21 protein-coding genes are annotated in these 26,893 nt (G+C 77.1%); 9 read left to right on the top strand and 12 right to left on the bottom strand.

Going from position 1 to position 26,893, the window contains the following annotated elements:
- Window positions 1-119 precede the first annotated feature (119 nt).
- The 4 genes from K353_RS12120 to K353_RS12135 all read right to left on the bottom strand — a co-directional run bounded on the left by K353_RS12120 (window position 120) and on the right by K353_RS12135 (window position 4,377).
- The gene (locus tag K353_RS12120) at window positions 120-1,271 is read right to left on the bottom strand and encodes an energy-coupling factor transporter transmembrane component T (RefSeq protein ID WP_233533521.1); all 1,152 of its coding nucleotides are present in this window, start codon (window positions 1,269-1,271) and stop codon (window positions 120-122) included.
- Between the two features lie 2 nt (window positions 1,272-1,273).
- Window positions 1,274-1,951: an SCO2322 family protein gene (locus K353_RS12125; protein WP_111553584.1), complete on the bottom strand. Its 678-nt coding sequence runs from the start codon at window positions 1,949-1,951 to the stop codon at window positions 1,274-1,276.
- Window positions 1,948-3,459 carry a prenyltransferase/squalene oxidase repeat-containing protein gene (locus tag K353_RS12130; protein WP_111553585.1) on the bottom strand — a complete coding sequence of 504 codons (1,512 nt, stop codon included), beginning with the start codon at window positions 3,457-3,459 and terminating at the stop codon, window positions 1,948-1,950. The genes K353_RS12125 and K353_RS12130 overlap by 4 nt, the downstream gene beginning before the upstream one ends.
- A gap of 243 nt (window positions 3,460-3,702) precedes the next feature.
- Window positions 3,703-4,377 carry a TetR family transcriptional regulator gene (locus K353_RS12135; protein ID WP_111553586.1) on the bottom strand — a complete coding sequence of 225 codons (675 nt, stop codon included), beginning with the start codon at window positions 4,375-4,377 and terminating at the stop codon, window positions 3,703-3,705.
- A gap of 221 nt (window positions 4,378-4,598) precedes the next feature.
- Between K353_RS12135 and K353_RS12140 the strand changes: the two genes are divergently transcribed.
- From K353_RS12140 to K353_RS12150, 3 genes are all read left to right on the top strand, one after another.
- Complete coding sequence (locus tag K353_RS12140) at window positions 4,599-5,918, top strand: glycosyltransferase family 4 protein (RefSeq protein ID WP_111553587.1); 1,320 nt, start codon at window positions 4,599-4,601, stop codon at window positions 5,916-5,918.
- Window positions 5,919-5,992: 74 nt separating this feature from the next.
- Window positions 5,993-6,733 carry a class I SAM-dependent methyltransferase gene (locus tag K353_RS12145; RefSeq protein WP_233533522.1) on the top strand — a complete coding sequence of 247 codons (741 nt, stop codon included), beginning with the start codon at window positions 5,993-5,995 and terminating at the stop codon, window positions 6,731-6,733.
- Window positions 6,730-7,809: a prenyltransferase/squalene oxidase repeat-containing protein gene (locus tag K353_RS12150; protein WP_233533523.1), complete on the top strand. Its 1,080-nt coding sequence runs from the start codon at window positions 6,730-6,732 to the stop codon at window positions 7,807-7,809. Before K353_RS12145 ends, K353_RS12150 begins: the two co-directional genes overlap by 4 nt.
- 279 nt (window positions 7,810-8,088) lie before the next feature.
- Here K353_RS12150 and K353_RS12155 read toward each other — a convergent pair whose 3' ends face one another.
- The 5 genes from K353_RS12155 to K353_RS12175 form a co-directional block, all read right to left on the bottom strand.
- Window positions 8,089-9,063 carry a hypothetical protein gene (locus K353_RS12155; RefSeq protein ID WP_111553589.1) on the bottom strand — a complete coding sequence of 325 codons (975 nt, stop codon included), beginning with the start codon at window positions 9,061-9,063 and terminating at the stop codon, window positions 8,089-8,091.
- Window positions 9,064-9,267: 204 nt separating this feature from the next.
- Window positions 9,268-10,323 (bottom strand): N-acetylmuramoyl-L-alanine amidase, encoded by a 1,056-nt coding sequence (locus K353_RS12160; protein ID WP_111553590.1) that lies wholly within the window; start codon window positions 10,321-10,323, stop codon window positions 9,268-9,270.
- 7 nt (window positions 10,324-10,330) lie between these two features.
- Window positions 10,331-11,710, bottom strand: a complete 1,380-nt coding sequence (locus K353_RS12165) for a hypothetical protein (RefSeq protein ID WP_111553591.1) — start codon at window positions 11,708-11,710, stop codon at window positions 10,331-10,333.
- Between the two features lie 280 nt (window positions 11,711-11,990).
- The gene (locus K353_RS12170; RefSeq protein ID WP_100835991.1) at window positions 11,991-12,650 is read right to left on the bottom strand and encodes a class I SAM-dependent methyltransferase; all 660 of its coding nucleotides are present in this window, start codon (window positions 12,648-12,650) and stop codon (window positions 11,991-11,993) included.
- An 84-nt stretch (window positions 12,651-12,734) separates the two neighbouring features.
- Window positions 12,735-14,006 carry a M48 family metallopeptidase gene (locus K353_RS12175; protein WP_146616452.1) on the bottom strand — a complete coding sequence of 424 codons (1,272 nt, stop codon included), beginning with the start codon at window positions 14,004-14,006 and terminating at the stop codon, window positions 12,735-12,737.
- 266 nt (window positions 14,007-14,272) lie between these two features.
- Here K353_RS12175 and K353_RS12180 point away from each other — a divergent pair, with 266 nt between their 5' ends.
- Window positions 14,273-15,352, top strand: coding sequence for an alcohol dehydrogenase catalytic domain-containing protein (locus K353_RS12180; protein WP_111553593.1), 1,080 nt, complete (start codon window positions 14,273-14,275; stop codon window positions 15,350-15,352).
- Window positions 15,353-15,469: 117 nt separating this feature from the next.
- On the opposite strand, the gene K353_RS34830 is transcribed toward K353_RS12180, so the two are convergent.
- Window positions 15,470-15,622 carry a hypothetical protein gene (locus K353_RS34830; RefSeq protein ID WP_199528074.1) on the bottom strand — a complete coding sequence of 51 codons (153 nt, stop codon included), beginning with the start codon at window positions 15,620-15,622 and terminating at the stop codon, window positions 15,470-15,472.
- Between the two features lie 272 nt (window positions 15,623-15,894).
- Window positions 15,895-17,919, bottom strand: coding sequence for an alpha/beta fold hydrolase (locus K353_RS12185; protein WP_111553594.1), 2,025 nt, complete (start codon window positions 17,917-17,919; stop codon window positions 15,895-15,897).
- 1,918 nt (window positions 17,920-19,837) lie between these two features.
- Here K353_RS12185 and K353_RS12190 point away from each other — a divergent pair.
- From K353_RS12190 to K353_RS12200, 3 genes are read left to right on the top strand one after another with little or no spacing between them, the layout of a single operon-like run.
- Complete coding sequence (locus tag K353_RS12190) at window positions 19,838-20,674, top strand: Nif3-like dinuclear metal center hexameric protein (protein ID WP_111553595.1); 837 nt, start codon at window positions 19,838-19,840, stop codon at window positions 20,672-20,674.
- A 37-nt stretch (window positions 20,675-20,711) separates the two neighbouring features.
- Complete coding sequence (locus K353_RS12195) at window positions 20,712-21,455, top strand: zinc ribbon domain-containing protein (protein WP_111553596.1); 744 nt, start codon at window positions 20,712-20,714, stop codon at window positions 21,453-21,455.
- 4 nt (window positions 21,456-21,459) lie between these two features.
- Window positions 21,460-22,710 carry a bifunctional RNase H/acid phosphatase gene (locus tag K353_RS12200; RefSeq protein WP_111553597.1) on the top strand — a complete coding sequence of 417 codons (1,251 nt, stop codon included), beginning with the start codon at window positions 21,460-21,462 and terminating at the stop codon, window positions 22,708-22,710.
- A 121-nt stretch (window positions 22,711-22,831) separates the two neighbouring features.
- Here the strand turns inward: K353_RS12200 and yaaA are convergent, their stop codons facing one another.
- The gene (yaaA, locus tag K353_RS12205; protein WP_111553598.1) at window positions 22,832-23,629 is read right to left on the bottom strand and encodes a peroxide stress protein YaaA; all 798 of its coding nucleotides are present in this window, start codon (window positions 23,627-23,629) and stop codon (window positions 22,832-22,834) included.
- Window positions 23,630-23,797: 168 nt separating this feature from the next.
- Between yaaA and K353_RS12210 the strand changes: the two genes are divergently transcribed.
- Complete coding sequence (locus tag K353_RS12210; protein ID WP_111553599.1) at window positions 23,798-25,252, top strand: RNB domain-containing ribonuclease; 1,455 nt, start codon at window positions 23,798-23,800, stop codon at window positions 25,250-25,252.
- Window positions 25,253-25,390: 138 nt separating this feature from the next.
- A complete protein-coding gene (locus K353_RS12215; RefSeq protein WP_233533524.1) occupies window positions 25,391-26,854 on the top strand; it encodes an MFS transporter in 1,464 nt (487 codons plus the stop codon).
- Window positions 26,855-26,893: the final 39 nt, after the last annotated feature.

A 26,893-nucleotide genomic window follows, 5' to 3' on the forward strand; every position in this document is an offset into this window, starting at 1 on the left:
GGGCGACGGGGACGGCGGCCGCGCGGCGGCGGCGCGCGGGCCGGCGGACCGGCGGCCGGTGTGCCGCGCACCGCCGGGTCGTGGGCGGCCGGGTCGCGGGCCGGTCCGGCCGGGGGCGGTCACCGGGTGCTCCGGGGCGGCTCGGGGGTGACGAAGGCGGGCAGCAGGCCGACCAGCGCGGCCAGCGCGGGCAGCAGCGGTAGGGCGGGTGCGGTCGGCGGCACGACGCTCGGGGACAGCGCCAGCGGCCAGCGGCCCGCGTACCAGATCAGCACGGCCGCGACCAGCGCCCCCGAGACGGCCGTCAGCCACTCCGGGAGCGCCCACGGGTCGGGCCGGTAGCGGGTCCGGACCGAGCGCCGGCCGCCCAGCGCGAGGCCGCCGCCGGCCGCGGCGGCGCCCGCCAGCAGCACCGGCAGCGCCCACGGGTGACGGCCCGCGGCGAGCAGCCCGTACGTCGCCGAGCACACCGCCAGCAGCCCCGCGAGGGTCAGCGCCCCGGCGGCGCGCACCAGCCGCCGCGGGACGTCGGCCGTCCGGCCGAAGCCGCGGGTGTCCATCGCCGCCGCCAGCGCCACCGAACGCTCCAACGCGCCCTCCAGCACCGGCAGTCCGACCGAGAGCACCGCCCGCACCCCCCGGTCGGAGCGCCCGCGCAGCCGGCGCGCCGCGCGCAGCCGCCGGACGTCCGCGACCAGGTTCGGCGCGAAGGTCATCGCCACCACCGCCGCCACCCCCGCCTCGTACAGCGCGCCCGGCAGCGAGCGCAGCAGCCGCGACGGCGAGGCCAGCGCGTTCGCCGCGCCCACGCAGGCCAGCAGGACCGCCAGCCGCAGCCCCTCGTACAGCGCGAACAGCATCCCCTCCAGCGTCACCGCGCCGCCCAGCCGGACGCCCTGCGCCCAGGCGGGCAACGGGAGTTGCGGCAGCGTGAAGAGCACGTGGGTGCCGCCGACCGGGGAGCCCAGCAGCACCGCGAACACCACCCGGGCGGCCAGCACCAGCAGGCCCAGGCGCAGGAACGCCGCGTACGAGCGCGACCAGGGCGCGTCGCCCCGGCGGGCCGCCACCACGTAGCCCGCCACCGCCAGGAGCAGCAGCAGGAGCAGCGGGTTGGTGGTCCGGCTGGCCGCCGCGGCCAGGCCCAGCGACCACAGCCACCACGCGCCCGGGTGCAGCTGCCGGGGCAGCGCCCGGCTGTGCGCGGCGGCCGGACGGCCGCCCCCCGCGACCGGGTCGGCGGCCGGGCGGCGCAGACGGTGGACGGACATGCTCAGCGGGTGCGGCGGCGACGGGCCTGCCAGACCGCCCCGGCGCCCAGCAGCACCACCGCACCGGCGCCGGCGACCAGGCCCAGCGCCGGACCGCCGTCCCCGCCGCCCGAACCACCGCCGCCGGTCCCGGAGTTCGAGCCCGCCGCGACCGGCTCGCCGCAGCCCGCGCGCGGGTAGTCCGCGATCGCGCACAGCAGCGCGCCGGAGTCGTAGCGCAGCGGCGCGGCGACCGCGGCCAGCACCTCGGCGGAGTTCGCCGCCGTCGGCACCGAGGCGCACGACGCGCGGGCGGCGGGCGGCTGTTCGCCGCCGGGGGCGTCCTGCGCGGTGCCGAAGTCCAGCACCACGGCGACCCGCTTGTGGCCTTCGCCGGGCGCGGTGTCCCGGCAGATCGCCGCGAAGTCGGGGGCCGGGCCGGGCCGGGGCGTGTCCTGGCCGCCGTCCGGGCTCAGCACGAACCGCCAGCCGTCCACCGCCCCGTCCGCCGGCACGTTCCCGGCCGGTCCGACCTGCTGGTACGCCCAGCCGTCGGCGCCGCCCTTCCAGAACGACCAGTAGCGGTAGTCGGCGGCGGTGGAGGACCCGGCGGCCGGGCCGAGCAGCGTCGCGCCCGCGGTGAGGAGGGTGAGCAGGGTGAGGAGGACGGCGGAGCGGACGCGGGGGGCCCGGCCGGTCATCGGTCCCGCTCCGGGCGGCCCTGCTCCGGGTGGTCCTGCGCCGGGCGCTCCTCGGTGTCCGGGCCCTCGGCGGCGGCGTCCTCGGCGGCCCCGGCAGCCCCGGCGGGCTTGTGGCGGCGGCGGTTGAGGCTGAGCAGGAGGCCCGCGCCGACGCCGACCAGCAGGCCGACGCCGATCAGCCAGCCGGCCGAGAAGCCGCTGTTCTCGTCGGGCTCGGTGATCGCGGAGCCGGGGGCCCGGGTGGCCTGCGGGTCGCCGGCCGCGGGGGCGGACTTCGGCTTGGGGCCGGAGTCGGCCAGCAGCTGGACCAGGTTGGCGCCGCCGAAGTTGTACGGGTCGAGCTTGGCGGCGCGGGCGGTCAGCACCAGGGTGGCGGTGGCCGCCGGGTCGATGCCGTTCTTGCCCTGGGCGGCCCACGGGTAGGCGTTGCCGGCCAGCCAGTCGGCGGCGTCGGCGGCCTCGGCGGGGTGGCCGGCGGCGACCAGGCCGAGCACCGTCCAGGCGGTGGAGTTGTAGTCGGGGGTGGCGGTGTCCGCGCCGGGGGTGGTGGCCGTCAGGTGTCCGCCGCCGGCGGCGAGCCGGCCGGTCAGCCAGGCGGCGTCGGCCTCGGCGGAGTCGGCGTGCGCGACCGGGCCGGCGGCCTGGCCGCCGTCGCAGGCCAGGGCCTTGGGCGGGCCGTCCCGACGGTCGGTGGCGGTGACCGGGAGGTGGCCGCCCGCGGCGGCGAGCAGCGACTGCGCGGAGGCGATGGTGTCGGCGGCGGCCGGGACGCCCGCGGCGGGCTGGTACAGGAACGCGCCGCGCTGGTCGGCGGCGTCCGCGCAGCCGAGCTGGAAGGAGGCCAGGCCGTCCCAGCCCGAGCGGCCGCCGACGGCGACCCCGGCCGGGTCGAGGCCGGCCGCGAGCAGGCCGTTCAGCACCACGGCGGTGGAGTTGGCGTCGCCGGGCGAGCCCGGGTTGTACGCCCAGCTGCCGTCCGGGTTCTGGTGCGCGCGCAGCCAGTCGGTGGCGCGGGCGACGGGCTGCTGGTGGCCGCCGAGCGCGGTGAGCGCCTGGACGGCCAGCGAGGTGGCGTTGGTGTCCTCGGTGGCGGGGGTGCACGGGGCGCCGCCGGCCCGGTACGAGGGCCAGCCGCCGTCCTCGCACTGCTGGTCGAGCAGCCAGCGCACGGCGGCGTCGGCGGGTTCGACCTTCTCCTGCTGGAGCGCGATCAGCGCCAGCGACTGCCGCCACACCCCGTCGTACTGCGGGTCGCCCTTGCCGTACAGCCCGGCGGGCACGCCCGAGGACGCGGACGGCGAACCGGACGCGGTACCGGTACCGGACGCGGAGCCGGAGCCCGACGCGGAGCCCGAGGCGTCCGGGGCGGCGGCGTCCGACGCGGCGGAGGACGGCGCGGCGGAGGACGGCGCGGGCGAGGCGGTGTCGGCGAGCGCGGGCGCGGCGGCGGTGCCGGCGAGCAGGGCGCCGGTCAGCGCGGCGGCGCCCAGGCGGGCAGCGGTCAGCATGGGGGTGGAGCCTTTCTGAGCGGTCGCAGCGGGCCGGGTGGTGCCCCGGTTCCCGCCCGTGGACCCACGACGGAGGAGGGCCGCTCGCCCCCGGCCGGGCAGTCCGACTGCGCCGCGCCCCGGCGGCGGGGGCGGCTCACGGTTGCGGGTCAGTACCGGAATCGCACCGGCTTCCCCCGGCCTCGGAGGCGGATGATGAAGTTGTCGGGCGGTCCGGTCGGGCCGGTCCGCGCCTCCACGACTCTAGCCGCCGACCGGCGCCGCCCCGGCGGCAGGTGGTGGAACGGGTTGCAGTTCCGCCGGGGCGGGCGGAACGTCGGGGACCGGCCCGGCGGGGGTCAGCAGCCGGGCGGCGGTGTGCAGGTCGGCCCGCACCTCGGCCAGCGAGGCCCGCCCGGACAGCCACACCAGCAGGGTGGCGTGCCAGGTGTGGCCGACCACCCGCAGCGCCGCCTGCTGCTCGGCGGTGGGCGGCCCGGGCAGCCGGGCGGCCGCCAGCACGATCGCACCGGTCACCTGGGCGACCTCGTCCACCTCGCTGCCCACCGAGCGGTCCGCGAAGGACAGCGCCCGCACCATGGCCTCGGCCAGCCGGGGTTCGCGCTGCAGCGCCCGGAAGGCGGCGGTGAGCGCCTCGGCGACCCGGGAGGCCGGGTCCGGACCGGTCGGCGGGTGGCGGCGCACCTGCTCGCGCAGGAGTTCCAGCTGCTCGCGCATCACCGCGACCAGCAGGTGCACCTTGGACGGGAAGTACCGGTAGAGGGTGCCGAGCGCGACCCGCGCGCCCTCCGCGACCTCGCGCATCTGCACCGCCTCGTAGCCGCCCCGGGCGGCCAGCGCGGTGGCCGCCCGCAGGATGCCCCGGCGCCGCTCGGCCTGGCGCGGCGTCAGCGGCCCGTCGGCGGCGGTGGCGGTCACGTGGACTCCAGGAACGGCGGTCGTGGGGAGCGGTCGCGGCGTGGTGCGAATCACCCGCCGGGGCTCCTGACGACAAGCTACGGGCCGGTAATCTTCGAGGTCCCTCGTTGTTCACTTTCTCCAACGACGAGCCCGCACCGCTGTGAAACGTGATCTACTTTACCGGTCGGCGGCCTTCTCCGTCGCCGGTCCCGGTGAGTAGCGAGGAATGGGGACTGGGGATGACCGCTGTGTCGCCGCCGCCGCTGCGGATCGCCCTGCTGTCGTACCGCGGCGACCCGTTCTGCGGCGGCCAGGGCGTGTACGTGCGCCACCTGTCGCGGGAACTGGCTCGGCTCGGCCACCACGTCGACGTGGTCGGCGCCCAGCCCTACCCGGTGCTCGACCGGGTCGAGGGCCCCGGCACCGTCCGGCTGGTCGAACTGCCCAGCCTCGACCTGTACCGCGCCGACGACCCGTTCCGCACCCCCGCCGCCGGCGAGTTCCGCGGCCCGGTCGACCTGCTGGAGTACGCGGTGATGCGCACCGGCGGCTTCCCCGAGCCGCTGACCTTCTCGCTGCGCGCCCGCGCCTTCCTGGCCCGGCACCGGGGCCGCTACGACGTGGTGCACGACAACCAGACCCTCGGCTACGGCCTGCTCGGCCTGGCCCGGCACGGCTTCCCGCTGGTCACCACGGTGCACCACCCGGTCACCGTGGACCGGCGGTTGGAGATCGACGCGGCCCGCACCCGGCTGGAGCGGCTCGGCAAGCGCCGCTGGTACACCTTCACCCGGATGCAGCGCCGGGTCGCCGCCCGGCTGGCGCACGTCATCACCGTCTCGGAGAGCTCGAAGGCCGAGATCGCCGCCCAGCTCGGCACCGACCCGGACGCCCTCGCCGTCGTCCCGATCGGCGCCGACACCCGGCTCTGGTCGCCGTCCGCCGGGGTCGCCCGGGTGCCCGGCCGGATCGTCGCCACCTCCAGCGCCGACGTCCCGCTCAAGGGCCTGGTGCACCTGGTCGAGGCGCTCGCCAAGGTCCGCACCGAGCGGGACGCCCACCTGGTGGTGGTCGGCAAGCCGCAGAAGGAGGCCGGGCCGGTCACCGCGGCGGTGCGCCGGTTCGGGCTGGAGGGGCACATCGAGTTCCGCACCGGCCTGAGCGACGCCGAACTGGTCGACCTGTACCGCTCCGCCGAGGCCGCCTGCGTCCCCTCGCTCTACGAGGGCTTCTCGCTGCCCGCCGCCGAGGCGATGGCCACCGCCACCCCGCTGGTCGCCACCACCGGCGGCGCCATCCCCGAGGTGGCCGGACCCGACGGCGAGACCTGCCTGGCGGTGCCGCCCGGCGACGCGGGCGCGCTGGCTACCGCGCTCGGCCGGCTGCTGGACGACCCCGCCCTGCGCGAACGGCTCGGCGCCGCCGGGCGCGAGCGGGTGCTGGCCCGGTTCACCTGGGCCCGGGCCGCCGAACTCACCGTCGAGCGCTACCGGGCCGCGATCGCCACCGGCGCCGGCGCCACCGCCCGCTCCGGCCCCGGCTGGCGCTACGTCGGCTGACGCCACGTCGGCTGACGCGCCGTCAATCTCCTGGTACCACTGGTACCACCCCCTTCGTGAATGGGAGCCCCGCAGTGCTGACCGTCGACTTCTCCCGCTTCCCGCTCGCCCCAGGCGACCGGGTGCTCGACCTGGGCTGCGGCGGCGGCCGGCACGCGTTCGAGTGCTACCGGCGCGGCGCCAACGTGATCGCCCTGGACCGGAACGCCGAGGAGATCGCCGAGGTCCGCAGGTGGTTCGCCGCCATGGAGCAGGCCGGCGAGGCCCCCGCCGGGGCCAGCGCCACCGCCATGGAGGGCGACGCGCTGAACCTGCCGTTCGACGACGACACCTTCGACAAGATCATCATCTCCGAGGTGATGGAGCACATCCCCGACGACAAGGGCGTCCTCGCCGAGATGGTCCGGGTCCTCAAGCCCGGCGGCCTGCTCGCCGTCACCGTGCCCCGCTACCTGCCCGAGAAGATCTGCTGGGCGCTCTCCGACGAGTACCACGAGGTCGAGGGCGGCCACATCCGGATCTACAAGGGCGACGAACTGGTCGGGAAGGTCCGCGAGGCCGGCCTCACCCCGTACGGCAGCCACCACGCGCACGCCCTGCACGCCCCGTACTGGTGGATCAAGTGCGCGGTCGGCGTCGACAACGACAAGGCCCTGCCGGTGCGCGCCTACCACCGGCTGCTGGTCTGGGACATCGTCGGCACCCCCGTCATCTCCACCCTCACCAAGGCCGCCGAGAAGGCGCTCAACCCGGTGCTCGGCAAGTCCTTCGTCGTCTACGCCAGCAAGCCCCGCGAGGCCGGGGCCGACGCGTGACCGCCGCCGTCCCCGCCGCCCTGCTGCTGGACGGCGTGCTGGACGCCGCGCAGGCCGCCGACACCGTCCGCTCGATCCTCGCGCACCAGCAGCCCGACGGCGCCCTCCCCTGGTTCCACGGCGGCCACCTCGACCCCTGGGACCACACCGAGGCCGCGATGGCCCTCGACACCGCCGGCGAACACGCCGCCGCCGAAGCCGCCTACCAGTGGCTCGCCGACCGGCAGAACCCCGACGGCTCCTGGTACGCCGCCTACGCCTACGGACAGCCCGGCGTCCCCGACGGCACCGCCACCGACCTCGCCCGCGAGACCAACTTCTGCGCGTACGTCGCCGTCGGCGCCTGGCACCACCACCTGTCCACCGGCGACGACCGCTTCCTGGAACGGATCTGGCCCACCGTCAGCCGCGCCCTCGACCACACCGTCCGGCTCAGCCTCCCCGGCGGCGCCATCGCCTGGCGCCAGGACGAGGACGGCACCGCCGCGACCGAGGCACTGCTCACCGGCTCCTGCTCCATCCTGCACGCCCTGCGCTGCGGACTCGCCGTCGCCGACCACCTCGACCGGCCGCAGCCCGACTGGGAACTGGCCGCCGGACGGCTCCGGCACGCGATCGCCCGGCACCCCGAGCGGTTCCTCGACAAGAACCGCTACTCGATGGACTGGTACTACCCCGTCCTCGGCACCGCCCTGCGCGGCGAGGACGCCACCCGCCGGCTCGCCGCCGACTGGGACCGCTTCGTCGTCCCCGGCCTCGGCGTGCGCTGCGTCAGCGACCGGCCCTGGGTCACCGGCGGCGAGAGCGCCGAACTCGCGCTCGCGCTGTGGGCCGCCGGACAGTCCGACCAGGCCGTCGACATCCTCCGCTGGATCCAGCACCTGCGGCACGAGGACGGCTCCTACTGGACCGGCTACGTCTACGAGGACCGCGCGATCTGGCCCGAGGAACGCACCACCTGGACCGCCGGCGCCCTGCTGCTCGCCGTCGCCGCCCTCGGCGGGGACGACGCGACGGTCAGCGTCTTCGGCGGCGAGCGCCTGCCGGCGGGGCTGGCGGTCAACGACTGCTGCTAGGCGTTCCGGCGTCGGGCCGTTCGGCGGGTGCGCGTGCTGCGGGCGGTCCGTCCGGGGAGGGGGTTCTCTGGCGGGGCGGATCTTCGGCGCTGCTGTCTTCCGCTGCGCGCGGTTCCTCGCGCCCCTGGGGTGTTCCTCCGCACCCTCGGTGTGTTCCCCCGAGCCCCTGGGGTGTTCTTCGCGCCTCTGGCGTGTGGGGAGCGGGGGGCAATGGCGAAGGTCCGCCCGGGGAGGGGTTTCCTCCCGGGGCGGACCTTCGGTGGTGGGGGTGCTTCGTGGTCAGCCGCGCTGGATGCCGCTGGTGTCGTTCAGGACGCCGTGGGTGCCGTCCGGCAGTTGGGCGACCAGGGCGGCGCCGCGCTGGTCGACGGCCAGGTACCAGGTGCCGGGGACGAGTTCGCCGACCGGCGGGGCGGCCGGGTTGTCCTTGTTGCCGAGCTGGCGCACCGCCGGGACGGCGAACCAGAACGGGGCGAACGGGGCGGCGGCCTGCGCCGGGACGTGGTCCTGCACGGCCGGCTGCACCGCGGTGGGCAGCGGGGCGACGGCCTGCGCGGCGGCCGACGGGGCCGGGGCCTGCTGCTGGGCGGCGGCCTGCGGGTAGCCGTAGCCGCCCGGGGCCGGCTGCTGCTGGCCCTGGCCGAACGGCTGCTGCTGCTGGCCGGCGCCGCCCTGCTCGGACTGCGGCTGGCCGGGGAACGGCTGCTGCTGGGCGCCCGGGTACCCGTAGGCGCCGGGAGCGCCCTGCTGCTGGGCGCCGTAGGGCGGGAACTGCTGCTGCTGGGCGGCGCCCGGCGCGGCCGGGCCGGCCAGCGGGGCCTGCAGGGCGGGCAGCGCCGGGGCGGCGATCACGGCGCCGGCCATCACGAGCAGCGCGATCAGGGCGAGCCAGGAGCCCGCCCCGTTCTTCAGCCCGTCCGGGCCGCCGATCAGGGACCACAGGATGCCCCACAGGGCGATCACGATCGCCGCGGTGCCCCACTGGTCGAGGCGCAGTCCGATGATCTCCTTGTTGCCCAGCGTCGCCTTCTGGAAGCGGAAGAGCAGGATCAGCACGGCGCCGATGACGCCGAGCAGGAAGACCGACTGGAGCGCGGGGAAGAAGGACGCGTCCCAGGCGTTGAACTGGCTCTTCGCGCAGTAGATACCGCCGTCGCAGTCGACGCCTCGGTACTTCAGGAAGGACGAGATCAGGAGCAATACGGCCGCACCGGCGACGGCGGCGTCTCCCCTGGTGAGAGCGCGCAGATTCACTGACGTTCCCCTCATTGGTGTAGTCGTGGTCGGCGGCGGTTGACCGGGCCCCCGTGGTACCGGGACGGTACGACGGGGCAAAAGCCTAGAGCCAACGCGACGCCGCGTGCACAGCGCCCTCCGGATCCGCACCGAATCGGTACGGAACGGGGGCGCCGGAAAACGGGTTGGCGCGGGGGTCGGGCGGGGGGTGCGCGCGGTGGCTCACCCGGTGAGATAGCTGGTCAGGGCGTCGGCGAGGGCCTGCGCGGCGAGCTGGCGCCACTGCGGATCGGTCATCCGCCCGGCGTCGCCGGAGTTGCGCATGTTGCCGCACTCGATGAAGACCTTCGGTACCTTCGACAGGTTGAGTCCACCGAGGTCGGTACGGGTGTCCAGGCCCTGCTCGCCGAGGTAGTTCGAGTACGGCTCGCCGGTGCCCGCCCGGAAGGCGTCGCGCAGCAGCACGCCCAGCCGGTGCGAGGGCCCGACGATCGGGGAGGTGTCGGCCGCCCCGTCGACCACCCGGCCGGGCAGGATCACGTGGAAGCCGGTGCCGGAGGCCGGCGCGCCGTCCGCGTGCACCGAGACCGCCGCGTCCGCCTTCGCCGCGTTGCCGATCCCGGCGCGTTCGTCGACGCACGGGCCCCAGGGGCGCTCGCCGTCCTGGGTGAGCACCACCTTCGCGCCCCGGTCCTCCAGGATCTGCCGGGCCCGGTGCACCACGTCCAGGGTGAACTCCGCCTCCGGGTACCCGGCGTCGGTCGCGGTGCCGGTGGTGTCGCACTCCTTGCGGCTGTTGCCGATGTCCACCTTGCGGTTGATCTCGGTGGGGTGCTTGGCGTTGCCCGGGTTGTGCCCCGGGTCGAGCAGCACCGTCCGGCCGGTCAGTGGCCGGTCCGGGCCGCTCGCGGAGGCCGCCGGGGACGGGGAGGGGGCCGGGGAGGGGGCCGCCGGGACCGTCCGGTCCGCCGCCGCGGGCCGCTCGGACGCGCCGCCGTCCCCGTCGGTCGGTCCGGCGGCCGCCCGGTCGTTCGCCGCGCCGCCCACCCGGCCGTCCGGCGAGTGCGCGGCGGCGGACGCGGAGACGTCCCGGGAGCTGTTGGCCACGGCCTGCCAGCCCAGCCAGCCGATCAGGCAGACCGGCAGCACCACGGCCGCCGCCTTCGCGGCCGGCCGCCAGCGGGCGGCGCGGCCCGCCGGTGCGGAGGCCGCGCCGTACGGGTCGTACGGCTCCTGCTCGCCGGGGTCGTCGTGGTGCGGGGTGGTACGGCCAGTCACGTGTTCCTCAGATCCTGTCCCCGGTACGGGTGGTCAGCCCGTACGCCTGGGCGATCGGTTTCCACTTCGCGGCGAAGTCCTGCTTGGCCTGGGTGGCTTTCGGGTTGAGGTCGTTGGCGCGGGCCAGGTCCGCCGTGCTGGGCACCTGGTTGTTGGCGCAGCCCTTGTCGGAGACGGTGCGCGCCCAGGCCGCGTACGCCCGGTCGATGTCCGCCGAGGTCTGCCAGGCGGTCTTCAGCGAGGCCACCGCCGCGTCGCCCCCCGGCAGGCCGTCGGTCTTCAGGGCGGCCAGCTTGGTCAGCAGCGCGTCGCGCTGCTCGGCACCGGTGTCGAACACCTTCGCGGCGCTGTCGACCTCCGCCTTCGCCGGGCAGCTGCGCACCTTCGCCACCGCGTTGCCGATCGGGGCCTTCGCCTCCTCGCCCTCGCTCAGCAGCGCGTCCAGCGCCTGCGCCTGGGCCTGCGCCTGCGGGCCCGCCGACGGCGAACCGGAGGCCGACGCCGACGCGGACGCGGACGCCTCGGCGGACGCGGAGGGCGAGCCGCCCTGGCTGCCTCCCGTCCCCGTGCCGCCCGAACTCGGCTGCGCGGCGGGCGAGTTGCTGTCCGCTGCGGACGGGCCCCCGGACGAGTCGCTGTTCTGCACCGCCCACACCACGGCCGCGCCGATCAGCAGCACCAGCAGCGCGGCCGCGCCGACCAGCAGCGGGGTGCGGCGGCGGCGCGGGTCCTCCTCGTAGTCGAACTCCGGCTGCTGGTAGCCGCCGTAGCCGCCCGGGCCGGTGCCGAACTGCTGCGGGGGCTGACCGCCGAAGGGCTGGTTCCCGCCGTAGGACGGGCCGCCGGTGGGCGGCGGGGTGAAGCCGGGTTGTCCGCCGAAGCCCGGCTGCGGCGGGAACGGCTGCGGCTGCTGTTGCTGCTGCGGGGGCAGCTGCTGGGGGGGGTGGGCGCCGAAGTTCTGGCCGCCGAAGCTCTGGGCGCCCCCGTAGGACGGGCCGTCGGCGGGGGGCGGGGTGAAGCCGGGTTGTCCGCCGAAGCCCGGCTGCGGCGGGAACGGCTGTTGCTGGTGCGGGGGCTGCGGCGGGCCGGCCGGGAACGGCTGCGGTCGCTGCGGCGTGGCCGCGGGCGTCCGGGCCGGCGGGAACGACTGCTGGGACGGCTGCGACTGCTGGGCCGGAGGCTGCTGCGGCGGCTGCTGGGCGGCGGGCGGGGGGACGGGCGCGGCCGGGGCGACCGGGCCGTCCGGGACCGGCGGCAGTGGGATCGCGGTGGTGGGCGGGCCCGCCGCGGCCGGGGCGTCCGCCACCGGGCGGCGGACCCAGCCGCCCGCGCCGTTGTTCGCGGTCGGGTCCCAGACCGCCCTCGCGGTACCGCCCTGTTCCGTCATGCCCTGCCCTCGCCCCCCACTGAACCGGTCCGGCACCGGTGGCCGGTGCCGTGCTCCGAGACGGGCCGCTCCCCGAACGGGCCGTCCGTCGTCTGCCGCCGACACCGTACCGGCCGCCGGTGCGACTGGTCACGGCGGATCGGCAACGCGTCGCGGTGGGGACGACGCGGCAGCGGCGGCGATCGTTCCCGCCCCGGGCCGGGAACCCCGGGCCGGAGCCGGGCCGCGACGGCGTCGGAACCGAGCCGCGACGGGGCCGGGCCCGCCCGGCGGGGCGGTCTCAGCCGGCCGTCGCGGCCGGGCGGCGCAGCACCCGCAGCGAACCCGTCACCGACAGCTCCTCGAAGCCCTCCGCGAGTGCCCGCAGGTAGACCCGGTAGGGGGCCTGGCCGCCGTCCGCCGGGTCGGGGAACACGTCGTGCACCACCAGCAGGCCGTCCGCGGCGAGGTGCGGCACCCAGCCCTCGTAGTCGCCGGTGGCGTGCTCGTCGGTGTGGCCGCCGTCCACGAACACCAGGCCCAGCGGGCCCCGCCAGACCGCCGCCACCTGCGGCGACCGGCCGACCAGTGCGATCACGTGCTGTTCCAGCCCGGCCGCGTGCAGGGTGCGGCGGAAGCGCGGCAGGGTGTCCATCAGGCCGACCTCCGGGTCGACCAGCGACGGGTCGTGGTACTCCCAGCCCGGCTGCTGCTCCTCCGAGCCGCGGTGGTGGTCGACGGTCAGCGCGACCGTCCCGGCCCGGCGGGCGGCGTCCGCCAGCAGGATCGCCGAACGCCCGCAGTACGTGCCGATCTCCAGCAGCGGCAGCCCGGTGCGCCCGGCCGCGTCGAGCGCCGCCGCGTACAGCGCCAACCCCTCGTCCTCCGGCATGAAGCCGGTGGCGGCCCGGAACGCCGCCAGGACCTGCGCGGACGGGACGGCGGGGGTCGGGTCGGTCATCGCGGGGCTCCTGCCGGACGGGGGTGGCTGACCAGGACCCTACTGGATGGTAGGGACCGCCCCGGTGACGGTCGGGGACGACGGTCAGAGCAGTTCGGCGGCGACCCGGGCCCGGCTCGGGGCCAGCTCGGCCTCGATCGCGGCGGCCCGCCCGGCGTCCAGCACCAGCGGCGGCCGGTCGACCGCCGGGGCGGCGGTGGCCAGCATCCGCAGCCGCAGGTAGGTCGGCGGGTGCGAGGAGTCGGTCGCCGACACCTCCCGCTCGGACAGCCGGACCCGGCGCTCCACCTCGGTGGCCGGGACCGACCGAGTTGCCTCCGCCAGCGCCTCCCACAGGTCGGCCACCGGGGCGGCCGACCGCCCGGCCCGACCGCCCGCCCGGGGCAGGGCGCGCTGCCGGACCAGCACCGTCTCCAGCGTCTGCGCGTTGAACAGCGCCGTGAGCGCGCCCTGCGCGTCCCGGGCCGAGGCGAGCCGCGCCCCCATCAGGTCGGCCCGGTACTCCGCGGCCTGCCCGCTGCGCAGGTGCAGCCGGTGCATCAGCCCGGCCAGGGCCCGGACCCCCAGGTTGACCGCCCCCAGCAGCAGCTTGGCGGCGATCGAGGCGAGCGCCGTCAGCGCGTGGGAGTTCACCTCGTGGTCGCGCGACGGAACGGTGAGCCGGTACCACTCGACCAGCGCGTTGAGGGCGGAACCCGTCCACAGCCCGCGCCGGGTGTCCCCGTTGACGCCGTGCCCGATCTCGTGCCCGAGCATCGCGACCCGCTCCTGCCGCTCCAGCACCGTCCACAGCGGCAGCCCGATCCGCACCTGCCGGTGCCGGCGCAGGCCGTACGTGCCGAAGGCGGCGTTGAACTCGCCGGTCACCGCGATCGAGTCCACCCGCGGCGCGCCCAGCTCCGCCGAGACCCGGTCCACCAGCTCGTACAGCACCGGCGCGTCCGCGCGCGCCAGCACCCCGGCGCGCTCCGGCCGCCCCAGCCTGGGACGCAGCAGGACCGCCACCGCCAGCGCGACCGCGCCCAGCACCCGCAGCGGCCAACTCGCCACCGGCCACCCGGCCAGCAGCGCCACCCCCGTCAGCAGCACCGTCAGCGACACCAGGTGCACCGCCCCCGCGAGCAGGAACGCGCCCACCGACGCGCCGTGCCGCAGGCCGGAGCCGCCCGCCGCGACCAGCCGGAACACCTGCTCGGCCCGCTCCCTGACGTCCTGGCGGCGGCGCTCGGTACGGCGCGCCTCCCGGGCGGCGCGGCGCCGCGCCCGCCCCGTCCGGGCCTCGGTGGGCGGGACGGGCGGCAGCAGGTTCCACTCGCAGGCCGGGCACCAGGTGGGGAAGCGCTCGTGCACGGCCACCGGCGCCCCGCAGGCGGGACACCGCTCGGCGGCGGGCGCGGGCGCGGGTGCCGGCACAGGGACGGGTGCGGGCGCAGGGACGGGGACGGCGGGGGGTTCGATGACGGACACGGCGGCGGATCCTGCCACATCCGGCTGACCGGCGGGAAGTCGCTCTCCGCCCGCCCCGGACGGCGGCCGATGCGCTATACAGAGGACGGCCCGCGGCAGAACGCGTTCCACCCAAGCGCCGCCGACGCGCGGCGGCCGACCCCCGGGAGCAGCCCGTGCGCGCAGCGATCCTGCAGCAGACCGGACAGGACACCCTGGATGTCCGCGACGACGTCGAAGCGGTCGGCTTCGGCCCCGGCCGGGTCCGGGTCCGGATCCGGGCCGCCAGCCTCTGCCACTCCGACCTGTCCGCGATGGCCGGCGTCCTGCCGCAGCCCGCCCCGTTCGTGCCCGGCCACGAGGGCGCCGGGGAGGTGGTCGAGGTCGGCGAGGGCGTCAGCGGCCTCGCCCCCGGCGACCGGGTGGTGCTCTGCTGGATGCCCCCGTGCGGACGGTGCCCCGCCTGCCGGGGCGGCCGCAGCCACCTGTGCGTCGCCTCGCTCCGGCGGCTCTCCACCCCGGGCTTCCGGATCGGCGGCGGCACCGGCGCGTACGGCTTCTACAGCACCGGCGCCTTCGCCGAGGAACTGGTCGTCGCCGCCGACAGCCTGATCCCCGTCCCCGCCGACCTGCCGTACGAACTCGCCGCCCTGATCGGCTGCGGCGTCACCACCGGCCTCGGCGCGGTCGTCAACACCGCGCGGGTGGAGGCCGGTTCGACGGTCGCGGTGATCGGCGCGGGCGGTGTCGGCATCGCCGCCGTCCAGGCCGCCCGGATCAGCGGGGCCGCCCGGATCACCGTGGTCGACCCGGTCGCCTCCCGCCGCGAACGGGCCCTGGGCTTCGGCGCCACCGAGGCACTCGCCCCCGAGCAGCTCAAGGCCGCCGCCCGCGCGCTGCCCGCCGGCGGCTACGACCACGTCTTCGAGGCGGTCGGCCGCGCCGCCACCGTCCGGGCCGGGTACGACGCGGCCCGCCGCGGCGGCGCGGTCGTGGTGATCGGCGCCGGCGCCCAGGACGACAGGGTCTCGTTCAGCATGGGCGAGCTCTTCTTCAACGAGAAGCGCCTGCTGCCCTCGCTGTACGGCGGCGGCGACGTCCGCCGCACCGTCGACCTGGCCGTCACCCTCTGGCGGGCCGGACGGCTCGACCTGGCCGGCATGATCACCCACCGCCTCCCGCTGGCCCGGGTCAACGAGGCGATCGCCCAGATGCGGGCCGGCGAGGCCCTGCGCACCGTCCTGCTGACGGACTGACCGCCCGCGCGCCCGTCCGTCCGGCCGTCGAACGGCCGACGCCCCCGCTTCCCGTCAGGACGGTGACGGGGAGCGGGGGCGTCGACGGTGCGGTGTGGTCTCTCCTGCGGCCGACCGTCAGCGGCGGTGGCGGCCGTGCGGGGCCGCCTCCGGGGCGTCGTCGCCGGCGGTGCCGCCCCGGTGCCGGCCGTGCTCCCCGCCGTCGGCGGTCTGGTCGGCGCTCGGTGCGCGGTGGTCGTGCTCGGTGCTGTCGTCGAAGGACTCGGACATCAGGTCAGTCTTCTCCGTGCGGGGATCGCGGTCTGCGGGCTCGACGCTGCCGAGGAATCCGGGCAGCGGACAACCGGCCGCCCTCGGGCCCGTCCGGGGCCACGGCAACGGCCGAATCGGATAGGGAGCCTACCGAAACACCCCGCCGCCGTGCGGAGAACCTCCGACGGACCGCGAAATCGAAGCACCCGGGACGGAGGGCGACGAGAGCGGGATACGAGGGAAGCGGACGGGGGACGGGGACGGGGAGGACGAGGGTGGCGGGGGCGGCGTCAGGCCGGGCGGCCGGTGCGCAGGAAGACCGCCAGCAGCTCGTGCAGGACGGCCGAGCCCTCCTCGGCGAGCAGCTCGTGCCCGGCCCCGGCCGCCTCCACGTAGCGGAAGTCGGCGCCCTCCAGCCGCCCCAGCCGCAGCAGTTCGCGGCGCAGCAGCCGGGACTGCCCGACCGGCACCACCTCGTCCCGGTCGCCGTGCACCACCAGCAGCGGCGCGGGCAGCAGGTGGGCCACCCGCAGGACGTCGCGCGGGCCCCGGGCGTCCTCGACGTCGAGATCGCCGCCGAGCCGGACGGTCAGCGCCCGGACGGGCGGGCCGGCCTCGGCCAGCAGGTGGCGGCCGGAGAGGAACGGGGCCACCACCGCGCAGCGGGCCACCGACCCCGCCGGGGCGTGCGCCGCCGCCAGCAGCGCCAGGAACGCGCCGTAGCTCACCCCGAACAGGGCCGGCGGCTCCAGGCCCAGCGCCGCCCGCTGCCCGGCGACGCGCTCCAGCAGGGCCAGCACGTCCTCCAGGTCCGGTCCGCCCCACGCGCCGTGGACCGCCGCCGCGTACTGCGGGCCGTACCCCGTCGAGCCGCGCTGGTTCGGGGCCAGCACCGCCAGGCCGTCCGCCGCCATCCGTTGCAGCGCCGGGTCGAACTCCAGCCGCCAGGCGTCCGCCGGGCCGCCGTGCAGGGCCAGCACCAGGTGGGGCGCGGACAGCCAGGACTCGCCGCCGTACACCACCGCCTCGATCGGACCGGCCGGGCCCGTCAGCTCCAGGCACTGCGCCGACCGCCACCGGCCGCCGTCCCCGGGCGGGGCCGACCCGTCCAGCCGCCAGCCCGCCCCTGCCGCCGTCGGCACGGGCGCCGTGGGCACGGGCACGGGCGCCGTCGGTACGGGCACGGGCGCCGTCGGCACGAGCGCGGGCACGTGCGCTGTCGTCGGGCCCGGACTCGCCTGCGGCGCACCGCCGTTGAGCGGGGCCAGCGTCAGCGGCAGCGCCATCGGGGCGCTCCCCGCGCGCGGCTCGGCGGCCAGCAGCGCCGCCACGTCCAGGGTGGCCAGCGCCGCCGGGCGGTCCGGCGCCGAGTACGGCATCCGCAGGCCCGCCGCCGACCAGTGCCCGACCCCGCCCAGCCGCCCCGGCGGCACCGGCAGCGGACGCAGCCGCTTCTCGCCCGCCCGCCACAGCACCAGCGCGGACGCCGCGCCGTGGTCCACCTGGAGCACCACCTGCGGCTCCGGGTCCGGCTGCCCCGGCCGCCCCGGTGCCGTGGCCACCGGCCGCAGCAGCCGGTCCGGACGGTCCAGGCAGTCCGGGAAGCGCACCGGCTCCGCGCCGCCGACCAGCCCCCAGCCGAGCCGGTCCCGGCCCGGGGCGTCGCTGCGCAGCATCCCGAAACCCGTCGCCGGGTCGAACAGCACCAGCCGGTCGTTGCTGTCCTCACCCAGCTCCAACAGCGGGGTGGTGACGCCCCGTTCGAGATCCAGCACCACGGTCCGCAACCGGCCCCCGGCCAGCCGGTCCAGGGCCAGCAGCCGCCCCGCCGCGTCCAGCCACACCCCGCCGCCGTGCACCCCCGGCAACTCCGCGACCGCCCGCGGCGCGGACCCGTCCGCGGCCAGCAGCCACACCGAGGTCACGGGCCGGGCGTCCGTCCCCACCAGCACCGCGACCGGCCCCGCCCCGGACGCCGCCGCCCCCGGCAACGCGAGCATCCGCAGCGCCGGCACCCGGACGTCCGCCAGCGGCACTTCCGCCGCCTCCCCGGCCGCCAGCAGCACCACCACGTGCCCCTCCCCGGCAGGCTGACACACCACCACCCGGCCGTCCGACAGCGCCACCACCTGCGCACGCAGACCCTGGGCGAACGGCAGTCCGGTCGGCACGGCGGGCCCGTCGTCAGGCAGCCGCCAACTCTCCACGTACCAGCCGCCGTCGGCCCCGGCCGCGAGGCACGCGGCGTGCGAGCCGTCGGGGGCGAAGGCGAAGCCGAAGCGTCGCAGCGCGAGGTGCGTGGTCTGCGTGCTCATCGGTGGCCTTTCGGCAGGGGTCCGCCGTGGCCGGCGGGCCCGGGCGGAACTCTCGGCCCTCCGGGAGGGGGGTAGTAGGGGTGGACGGCGGTCAGGGGCGGGCTGCGGTGCGGGGCCGCCGGGGGTGAAGGCGAAGCCGGACGGTCGCAGCGCGAGACGCGCGATCTGCGTGCTCATCGGGAGCCTTTCGGCCAGGGTCCGTCCGGCGCGGTCGGTCGGCCCGGGCGGGACTCTCGGCCTTCCGGGAGGGAGCGGGGGTGGACGGCTGCGGCGTGCGAGCCGTCGGGGGTGAAGGCGAAGCCGAAGCGTCGCAGCGCGAGGTGCGTGGTCTGCGTGCTCATCGGTGGCCTTTCGGCAGCGGCCGACGGGGTCGGTCGCCCGGGTCGGTCGCCCGGGGCGAGGCTTGCGGCCCTCCGGGAAGGAGCAGCGGCGGGTGCCGGTCAGGGTGGGCTGCTGTCCGGAACGGCCCGGACGTGGCCGGGGGAGAGGTCACGCAGCGCGACGCCGGGCCGGTGGGCCCGTTCCAGCGGGGCGAGCAGGGCGGGCGGGAACGGCCCGGCCCCGGCCCGCGTCCACTCGGCCGGTTCGGGCCCCGGTCGGCCGGAGCCCGAACGGACGGCCGTTCCTGGACCGAGGCCGGTACGCCGGGTGGCCGCAGGCCGGGGGGTGAGCCCGGGAGACGAGGCCGCTGCCGGTGAGCCGGTCGAGCGGCGCGGCCCGTCGGCGCGGCCCGTCGACGCGGCTCGGTCGACCTCGACGTGTGCCTTCGACGTCCGGTCCCGGTGGCCCTCCGGCGGGCCACCGCCGCGCCGGGCGCAGGTGTCCGCCCGCCGTCACCCCCACCGCGTACGCCTCCGAAGCAGCCGCCGCGCCGGGTGCCGGGCCCGGGGGCGGGCGCGGTCCGGGCTGCCGCCGGTGGTCGATCCCGCCCCCTCGACGGGGTCGGCCACCCGGGGCGGTCGGCGGTCGGGCAGGTGCTCGCCCGGGCCGCCGTCGCCGAGCAGTGCGCCGCAGTGGCGCCCCACCCGACGGCCCGGCCGGTGGCGGCGGGCGGTGGAGACCGCCGGTCCGGGAATTCCGGCGGTGGCCGGGCGGATTCCCGCAGCGGTCCGCCGGAATTGCCCGCCGTCGCCATCACCGTCGCCGATCCAGGCGGCGACGAATTCCCCGGACGATTTCCGCGCGCCGTCGTGCGCATTGACGTCACGCGGAATTCCCCGGTCGGGGGCGGCCGAGGCGACCGCGCAGCGCACCTCGACCGCCCCCGGGGAGGCCGCGCCGACGTCCCACCCCCGACCCCGACCACAGTTCCGGGCCCGACCCCGGGGCTCGCGGCCGGGCGGCCGGACCGTCCAGCCGGGGCCCCCGGCCGCGACCGTCCGGTCGCCGCCTCCCCGGGCCCTGCTGCCGGTCGCGGTCGCCCGTGCCACCTCCACCGACGTGCCGTCCACATCCGGCTCGCCGTCGACCGGACCCGGCCCCCCTGTCCTGCGCGGCGGTGTGTCCGCCCCCATCTGCTCCACACCCCTTCGCGGTGGACTCGACCGAACGGCCTGCGGAAGTCACGGGAGGCTCGGCGGCGCCCGCCGAATTCCTGGTGGAATTCCGGCCGGTCGCCTTTTTCGACCCCCCTGGTCGAGCAACTCCCGTTCGCAGGACTAGAAGGTACTTTCGGGGCGGGTGTGACTCAACACCGGCCGGGTCACTTCACCCGTAAGGGTGATCGGGTGCGGTTTCCGCCCGCACCCGGCCGGTCCGGTGCGCCCGGGGAGCGGCGGGCGGCGAACGGTTCGGGGGCGACGGGCCGCCCGTCGCAGCGCCCCGGCGACCGGTTGACGCGCGGGTGTACGACGGCGGCGGCCGGTCCGCATCCGGGAGCGGGGCCGGGCCGGGCCGCGGCACGCGGTAGTCTCGACAGGTGCCGAAACTCTCCGACGTCATCGCCGTGCTCGAAGAGGTCTACCCGCCGCAGTGGGCGGAGTCCTGGGACGCGGTGGGCCTGGTCTGCGGCGATCCCGGGGCGGAGGTGCACCGGGTGCTGTTCGCCGTCGACCCCGCGCAGGCCGTGGTGGACGAGGCCGTCGAGTGGGGCGCCGACCTGCTGGTCACCCACCACCCCCTCTACCTGCGCGGCACCACCACGGTCGCCGCGACCGGTGCCAAGGGCCGGGCCGTGCACACCCTGATCAAGCACGACGTCGCCCTGCACGTCGCGCACACCAACGCCGACCACGCCGCCCCCGGCGTCTCCGACGCCCTCGCCGAGGCCGTCGGGCTGAAGGTCACCGGCCCGCTGGTGGCCGACCCGACCGACCCGGCGGGCCGCCGCGGCAGCGGCCGGATCGGCGAGCTCCCGCAGCCGATGACGCTGGCCGCGTTCGCCGCGCAGGTCGCCGCCGGCCTGCCCGCCACCGCCGCGGGCGTCCGCGCCGCCGGCGACCCGGAGCGGCTGGTCCACCGGGTCGCGGTCTGCGGCGGCGCCGGCGACTCCTTCCTGGCCGAGGCCCGCCGGGCCGGCGTGGACGCGTACGTCACCGCCGACCTGCGGCACCACCCGGCCTCCGAGGCCGTCGAGGCGGCCCCGGTCGCGCTGGTCGACGCCGCGCACTGGGCCACCGAGTGGCCCTGGCTCGCGCTGGCCGCCCGCGAGCTCACCGACCGCGCCGACCGGCGCGGCTGGCCGCTGGAGACCCGCGTCTCCACTCGGGTCACCGACCCGTGGACGGCGCACGCGCCGATGCCGTACGCCCCCTGACCTTCCCCGTCGAACCAACTCAACAGGAGCCCGCCGCGTGAACGCCGCGCCCGCCGACCAGATCCGCCTGCTCGACCTGCAGGCCATCGACTCCCGCCTCGACCAGCTGGCCCACCGGCGCCGCACCCTGCCCGAGCACGCCGAGATCGACAAGGCCGCCGCCGACCACACCGCCCTCAAGGACCTGGTGGTCGCCGCCCAGGCCCAGCTCGGCGACACCACCCGCGAGCAGACCAAGGCCGAGGCGGACGTCGAGCAGGTCCGCTCCCGGGCCGCCCGCAACCAGCAGCGGATGGACTCCGGCGCGGTCACCTCCCCCCGGGACCTGGAGAACCTCCAGCACGAGAACGTCTCGCTGGCCAAGCGCCAGGGCGACCTGGAGGACATCGTCCTGGAGGTGATGGAGCGCCTGGAGTCCGCGCAGACCCGGGTCACCGAGCTGACCGCCCGCCTGGAGCACTCCTCCGTGGTGGTCGCCGAGGCCGAGGGCCGCCGGGACGCCGAGTTCGCCGAGATCGACGCCGAGGCCGACAAGGTCCGCCGCGACCGCGAGGCCGTCGCCAACGTCGTCCCCGCCGACCTGATGAAGCTCTACCTGCGCCTGCGCGAGCAGCAGGGCGGCACCGGCGCGGCCCGCCTCTACCAGCGCCGCTGCGAGGGCTGCCGCACCGAGTTCTCGATCACCGAGTTCAACGCGATCAAGGCCGAGCCCGCCGACAAGGTGCTGCGCTGCGAGAACTGCGGCCGCATCCTGGTCCGCACCGGCGAGTCGGGCGTCTGACCCGGTGGCGGGCGCCAGGTACGTCGTCGAGGCCGACGGCGGCTCCCGGGGCAACCCGGGGCCGGCCGGCTACGGCGCGGTGGTCCGGGACGCCGACACCGGGCGCGTCCTGGTCGAGGTCGCCGAGTACATCGGCCGCGCCACCAACAACGTCGCCGAGTACCGGGGCCTGATCGCCGGGCTGCGGGCCGCCCGCGACCTCGACCCGGACGCCCGGGTCGCGGTCCGGATGGACTCCAAGCTGGTCGTCGAGCAGATGTCCGGGCGCTGGCAGGTCAAGCACCCCGACATGCGTCCGCTGGCCGCCGAGGCCCGCGCCGTCCTCCCGGCCGGGAACGTCACGTACGAGTGGATCCCGCGCGAGCGCAACAAGGACGCCGACCGGCTCGCCAACGAGGCGATGGACGCCGGGAAGCAGGGCCGCCGGTGGGAGCCCGCCCCCCGGGCCGCCGCGCCCGTGGCCGCACCCGCGCCCGCCGCACCCGCACCCGATGTGCCCGCACCCGACGTGCCCGCGTCCGCCGTCGCGCCCGTGCCCGCCGGAGTGGACGAGCCGGTGCCCCCCGCGTCCGCCCCCGGGCCCGCCGCCGCGTCCGCCCCCCGGGCCGGCTGGGCCGGGCCCGCCGACCTCGGCACCCCCACCACCCTGGTGCTGCTGCGGCACGGCGAGACCCCGCTCACCCCGCTCAAGCGCTTCTCCGGCAGCACCGGCAGCGACCCGGGCCTGTCCGAGAAGGGCCGCTGGCAGGCCGAGCGCGCCGCCGACTCGCTGGCCGCGCGCGGCACCGTGCAGGCCGTGGTGGCCTCCCCAATGCTGCGCACCCGGCAGACCGCCGAGGCCACCGCCCGCCGGCTCGGCCTGGAGGTGCGGATCGAGGAGGACCTGCGCGAACTCGACTTCGGCGACTGGGAGGGGCTCACCTTCGCCGAGGTGGGGGAACGCCACCCCGCCGACCTCACCACCTGGCTGGGCTCGCCCGAGGCCGCGCCCACCGGCAGCGCCGAATCGCTCACCGCGCTGGCCGACCGGGTCGCCCGGGCCCGCGACCGGATCACCGCCCGGTACCCCGGGCAGACCGTGCTGGTGGTCTCGCACGTCAGCCCGATCAAGACCCTGGTCCGGCTGGCCCTGGGCGCCCCGCCGGACGCCGTGCACCGGATGGAGCTGTCCCCGGCCTCGCTCTGCGCCGTCCAGTACTACCGCGACGGCAACGCCTCGCTGCGGCTGCTCAACGACACCTCACACCTGCGCTGACCGCCTGCGCTGACCGCCTGCGCTGACCGCCTGCGCTGACCGCCTGCGCGGACCGCCTGCGCTGACCGCCTGCGCCGACCGCCTGCGCGGCCCGGCGGTGCCCGGCCGCCGGGCCGGGACGTCAGTGCACGTCCGTCACCACCACGTCCAGCTGCCACGGCCTGCGCCCGGTGCCGCGCGCCGAGACCTCCACCCGGTAGCCCGACTGCTCCAGCGCGTCCACCAGTTCGCCGGGCGCGGCCGGTTCGTGGCCGGCCGCGAGCAGGTCGCGCACCAGCCGGCCCTTGGTGGCCTTGTTGAAGTGCGACACCACCGAGCGCCTCGGCACCCCGTCCACCTCGCGCTCCTGCAGCACCCGCACCGTCACCGTCCGGCCCGCCAGTTCCCCGGCGGGCTTCCACGCCGCCGCGTACGCCGCACTGCGCAGGTCCAGCACCAGCCCGTCCGCGACCTCCGGCAGCACCCCGTCCAGCACGCCCCGCCAGTACGGGCCGAGCGCGCCCAGCGGCGGCAGCTTGACGCCCATCGAGCAGCGGTAGGGCGGGATCCGGTCGCCGATCCGCACCGCCCCCCAGAGCCCGGAGAACACCAGCAGCGAACGCTCGGCCCGGGCGTACGCGGCCTCGTCCAGCTTGGCCAGCCCCAGGTTGTCGAACAGCACCCCCGTGTACACCTCGCCCGCCGGACGCGCCCCCGCCGTGAGCAGAGCCGCGTTCTTGCCGACCTCCCCGCGCAGCCCCCTGCTCAGCCCCAGCACCTCGGCGGCCCGCTCGCCGTCCCCCGCGCACAGCTCCACCAGCGCGCCGAGCACCCGCTGCCGGGCCCCGGTCAGCCCCGGCAGCGACAGTCCGCCCCACTCCACCGGCGCACCCGCCTCCGGCGCGGCCTTCCCCTCCGACGGCGGCAGCAGAACCAGCACGGCGATCCTCTTTCAACAAGCTGTGGCACCCGAACCCGACCACCCTAACGACCAGCCCACCCGCTCCCCGAATCCCGCCGCGCCCGCGAGGCCCCCGCCGCCAATCCCCGTGCGCCACAACCTGTTTCCGGTACGACTTTTGCGCCGTCACGCCGTACGCTGCTGAGCATGCCGCGCCGACACCTCAACGTCCGGGCCGCCCAGACCGCCAGGATCAACACCGAACTCGCCGACCTCAGGACCCGTCTGGAGATCCGCACCGACTGGCCCCCGGAGGTGCTCGCCGAAGCCGACCGGGCGGCCGCGCTGCCCCGGCTGCCGGAGTTCGACGCCACCGACCTCGACCTGTTCACCCTCGACCCGCCGGACTCCCGCGACCTCGACCAGGCCATGCGGCTCTCCCGCCGGGGCAGCGGCTACCGGGTGCACTACGCGATCGCCGACGTCGGCGCGTACGTCACCCCCGGCGGGGCGATCGACACCGAGGCCGCGCACCGGGTCCAGACGCTGTACTTCCCGGACGGCAACGTGCCGCTGCACCCCGCCCGGCTCTCCGAGGGCGCGGCCAGCCTGCTGCCCGGCGAACTGCGCCCCGCCCTGCTCTGGCAGCTCGACCTGGACGCCGACGGCGAGTTGGTCCTCGCCGACCTGCGCCGGGCCCGGGTCCGCTCCCGCCGCCGGCTCGACTACGCGACCGTCCAGGGCCGGATCGACGCCGGAACCGCCGACGAGCAACTCGCCCTGCTCGCCGAGGTCGGCACCCTGCGCGAGGCCCGGGAGCGGGACCGCGGCGGCGTCAGCCTGCCCATCCCCGAGCAGGAGGTGACGGCCGACGACGGCGGCTACCGGCTCGGCTACCGCGCCCCCCGCCCCGCCGACGGCTGGAACGCCCAGATCTCGCTGCTCACCGGCATGGCCGCCGCCGAGCTGATGCTGGACGCCGGGATCGGCCTGCTGCGCACCCTGCCCGCCGCCCCCGAACCCGCGTACGCCCGGCTGCGCCGCACCGCCGCCGCGCTCGGCGTCGACTGGCCGGAGGACCTCTCCTACCCGGCGCTGATCCGCTCCCTCGACCCGGCCCGCACCGCCGACGCCGCCTTCCTCAACGAGTGCACCGGCCTGCTGCGCGGCGCCGGCTACCGGGCCTTCGACACCGCCCGCGGCACCGCCCCGCCCGCCGACCCGGGCCACGCCGCGCTGGCCGCCCCGTACAGCCACTGCACCGCGCCGCTGCGGCGGCTCGGCGACCGGTACGCGCTGGAGGTCTGCCTGGCGGTGGCGGGCGGCACCGACGTGCCCGGCTGGGTGCGCGACACCCTGCCGCTGGTGCCGGGGCTGATGGAGAGCGGCGACCGGCGGGCCCACGAGGTGGAGCGGGCCTGCGTGGACCTGGTGGAGGCCGAACTGCTGCGCGGCCGGGAGGGCGAGGAGTTCGAGGCGGTGGTGGTCGACGTGGACGAGCGGCACCCCGCCGTGGGCACCGTGCAGCTGCGCGACCCGGCGGTGGTCGCCAAGTGCGACGCCGCCGACGGGCTGCCGCTGGGCCACCGGGTCACCGTCCGGCTCACCCTGGCCGACCCGGTCACCCGCACGGTGCGCTTCGCGCTGGCGGCCGACGGGTAGCCCCGGGCCGGGCGGCGGAGCCGGGCGGCTCCGGGCCCGGGCGGTGCGGCCGGGTGGCTCAGGGCGCGGTCCGTGGAGCCGGGCGGTGCCGCCGGGCGGTGTCGGCCTCACCTCATGAAATGGTGGGATGATCGGACGGTGAGTCGACCGAGTACCGCGCCGGACCGCCGCCGCAGGCTGCTGATCCTGGCCATCTGCTGCCTCAGCCTGTTCATCGTCGGCCTGGACAACACCGTCGTGAACATCGCGCTGCCCGCCATCCGCACCGACCTGGACGCCCCCGCCTCCGGCCTGCAGTGGGTGATCGACGCCTACACGCTGGTGCTGGCCTCGCTGCTGATGCTCTCCGGCTCGGTGGCCGACCGGATCGGCCGCAAGCGGGTGTTCATGACCGGGCTGGTGCTGTTCGTGCTCGGCTCGCTGCTGTGCAGCCTGGCGCCCGGACTCGGCTGGCTGGTCGGCTTCCGGGCGGTGCAGGCGGTCGGCGGGTCGATGATGAACCCGGTGGCGATGTCGATCATCACCAACACCTTCACCGACCGGGCGGAGCGGGCCCGGGCGATCGGCGTCTGGGGCGGCGTGGTCGGCATCAGCATGGCGCTGGGCCCGCTGATCGGCGGCTTCCTGGTGGACACCGCGGGCTGGCCGTCGATCTTCCTGATCAACGTCCCGGTCGGGCTGGCGGCCTGCCTGCTGACCTTCCGCTACGTGCCGGAGTCCCGGGCGCCCCGGCCCCGCCGGCTGGACCCGGTCGGCCAGCTGCTGATGCTGCTGCTGCTCGGCTGCGGCACCGCCGCGATCATCGAGGGCCCGGCGCACGGCTGGACCTCGCCCGGCATCCTGGCCCTGGCGGTGACCGCCGTCGCCGCGCTGGTCGCCTTCCCGCTCTGGGAGCTCCGGGTGGCCGAACCGCTGATCGACCCGCGGTTCTTCCGCAGCGCCCCGTTCACCGGCGCCACCGTCACCGCGGTGTGCGCGTTCGCCGCGCTCGGCGGCTTCCTGTTCCTCAACACCCTGTACCTCCAGGAGGTCCGCCACTACAGCCCGGTGGTGGCCGGCCTGTGGACCCTGCCGATGGCCGGGCTCACCCTGTTCGCCGCCCCGCTCTCCGGCCGGATCGTGGCCGGGCGCGGCCCGCGCCTGCCGCTGCTCGGCGCCGGCGCCGCGATCACCGCCAGCGGACTGCTGCTGACCCGGCTGGCCGCCGACTCCCCGGCGCTCCTGCTGCTGCCCGCGTACGCGCTGTTCGGCATCGGCTTCGGCCTGGTGAACGCCCCGATCACCAACTCGGCGGTCTCCGGCATGCCGCTCTCCCAGTCCGGGGTGGCCGCCGCGGTGGCCTCCACCAGCCGGCAGATCGGCCAGTCGCTGGGCGTCGCGGTGATCGGCACCGTGGTGACCAGCGCGGTCGCCTCAGCCGGCGGCTTCGCCCCCGCCACCCACGCCGGCTGGTGGATCGTGACCGGCCTGGGCCTGACCGTGCTGGTCCTCGGCCTGGTCACCACCACCCCCTGGGCGGCCGGCACCGCGGCTCGGGTCGCCGCCCGCTTCGACCGGCCGACGGCCCCCGTCCGGGAGGACGCCGCCGAGCGCACCCGCTGACCGGCACCCGGCCCGGGCGCGGTGGACGGGGCCGGACGG

Source organism: Kitasatospora sp. SolWspMP-SS2h, from assembly GCF_003259315.1.
In the GTDB taxonomy this organism is placed as follows: Bacteria; Actinomycetota; Actinomycetes; order Streptomycetales; family Streptomycetaceae; genus Kitasatospora; species Kitasatospora fiedleri.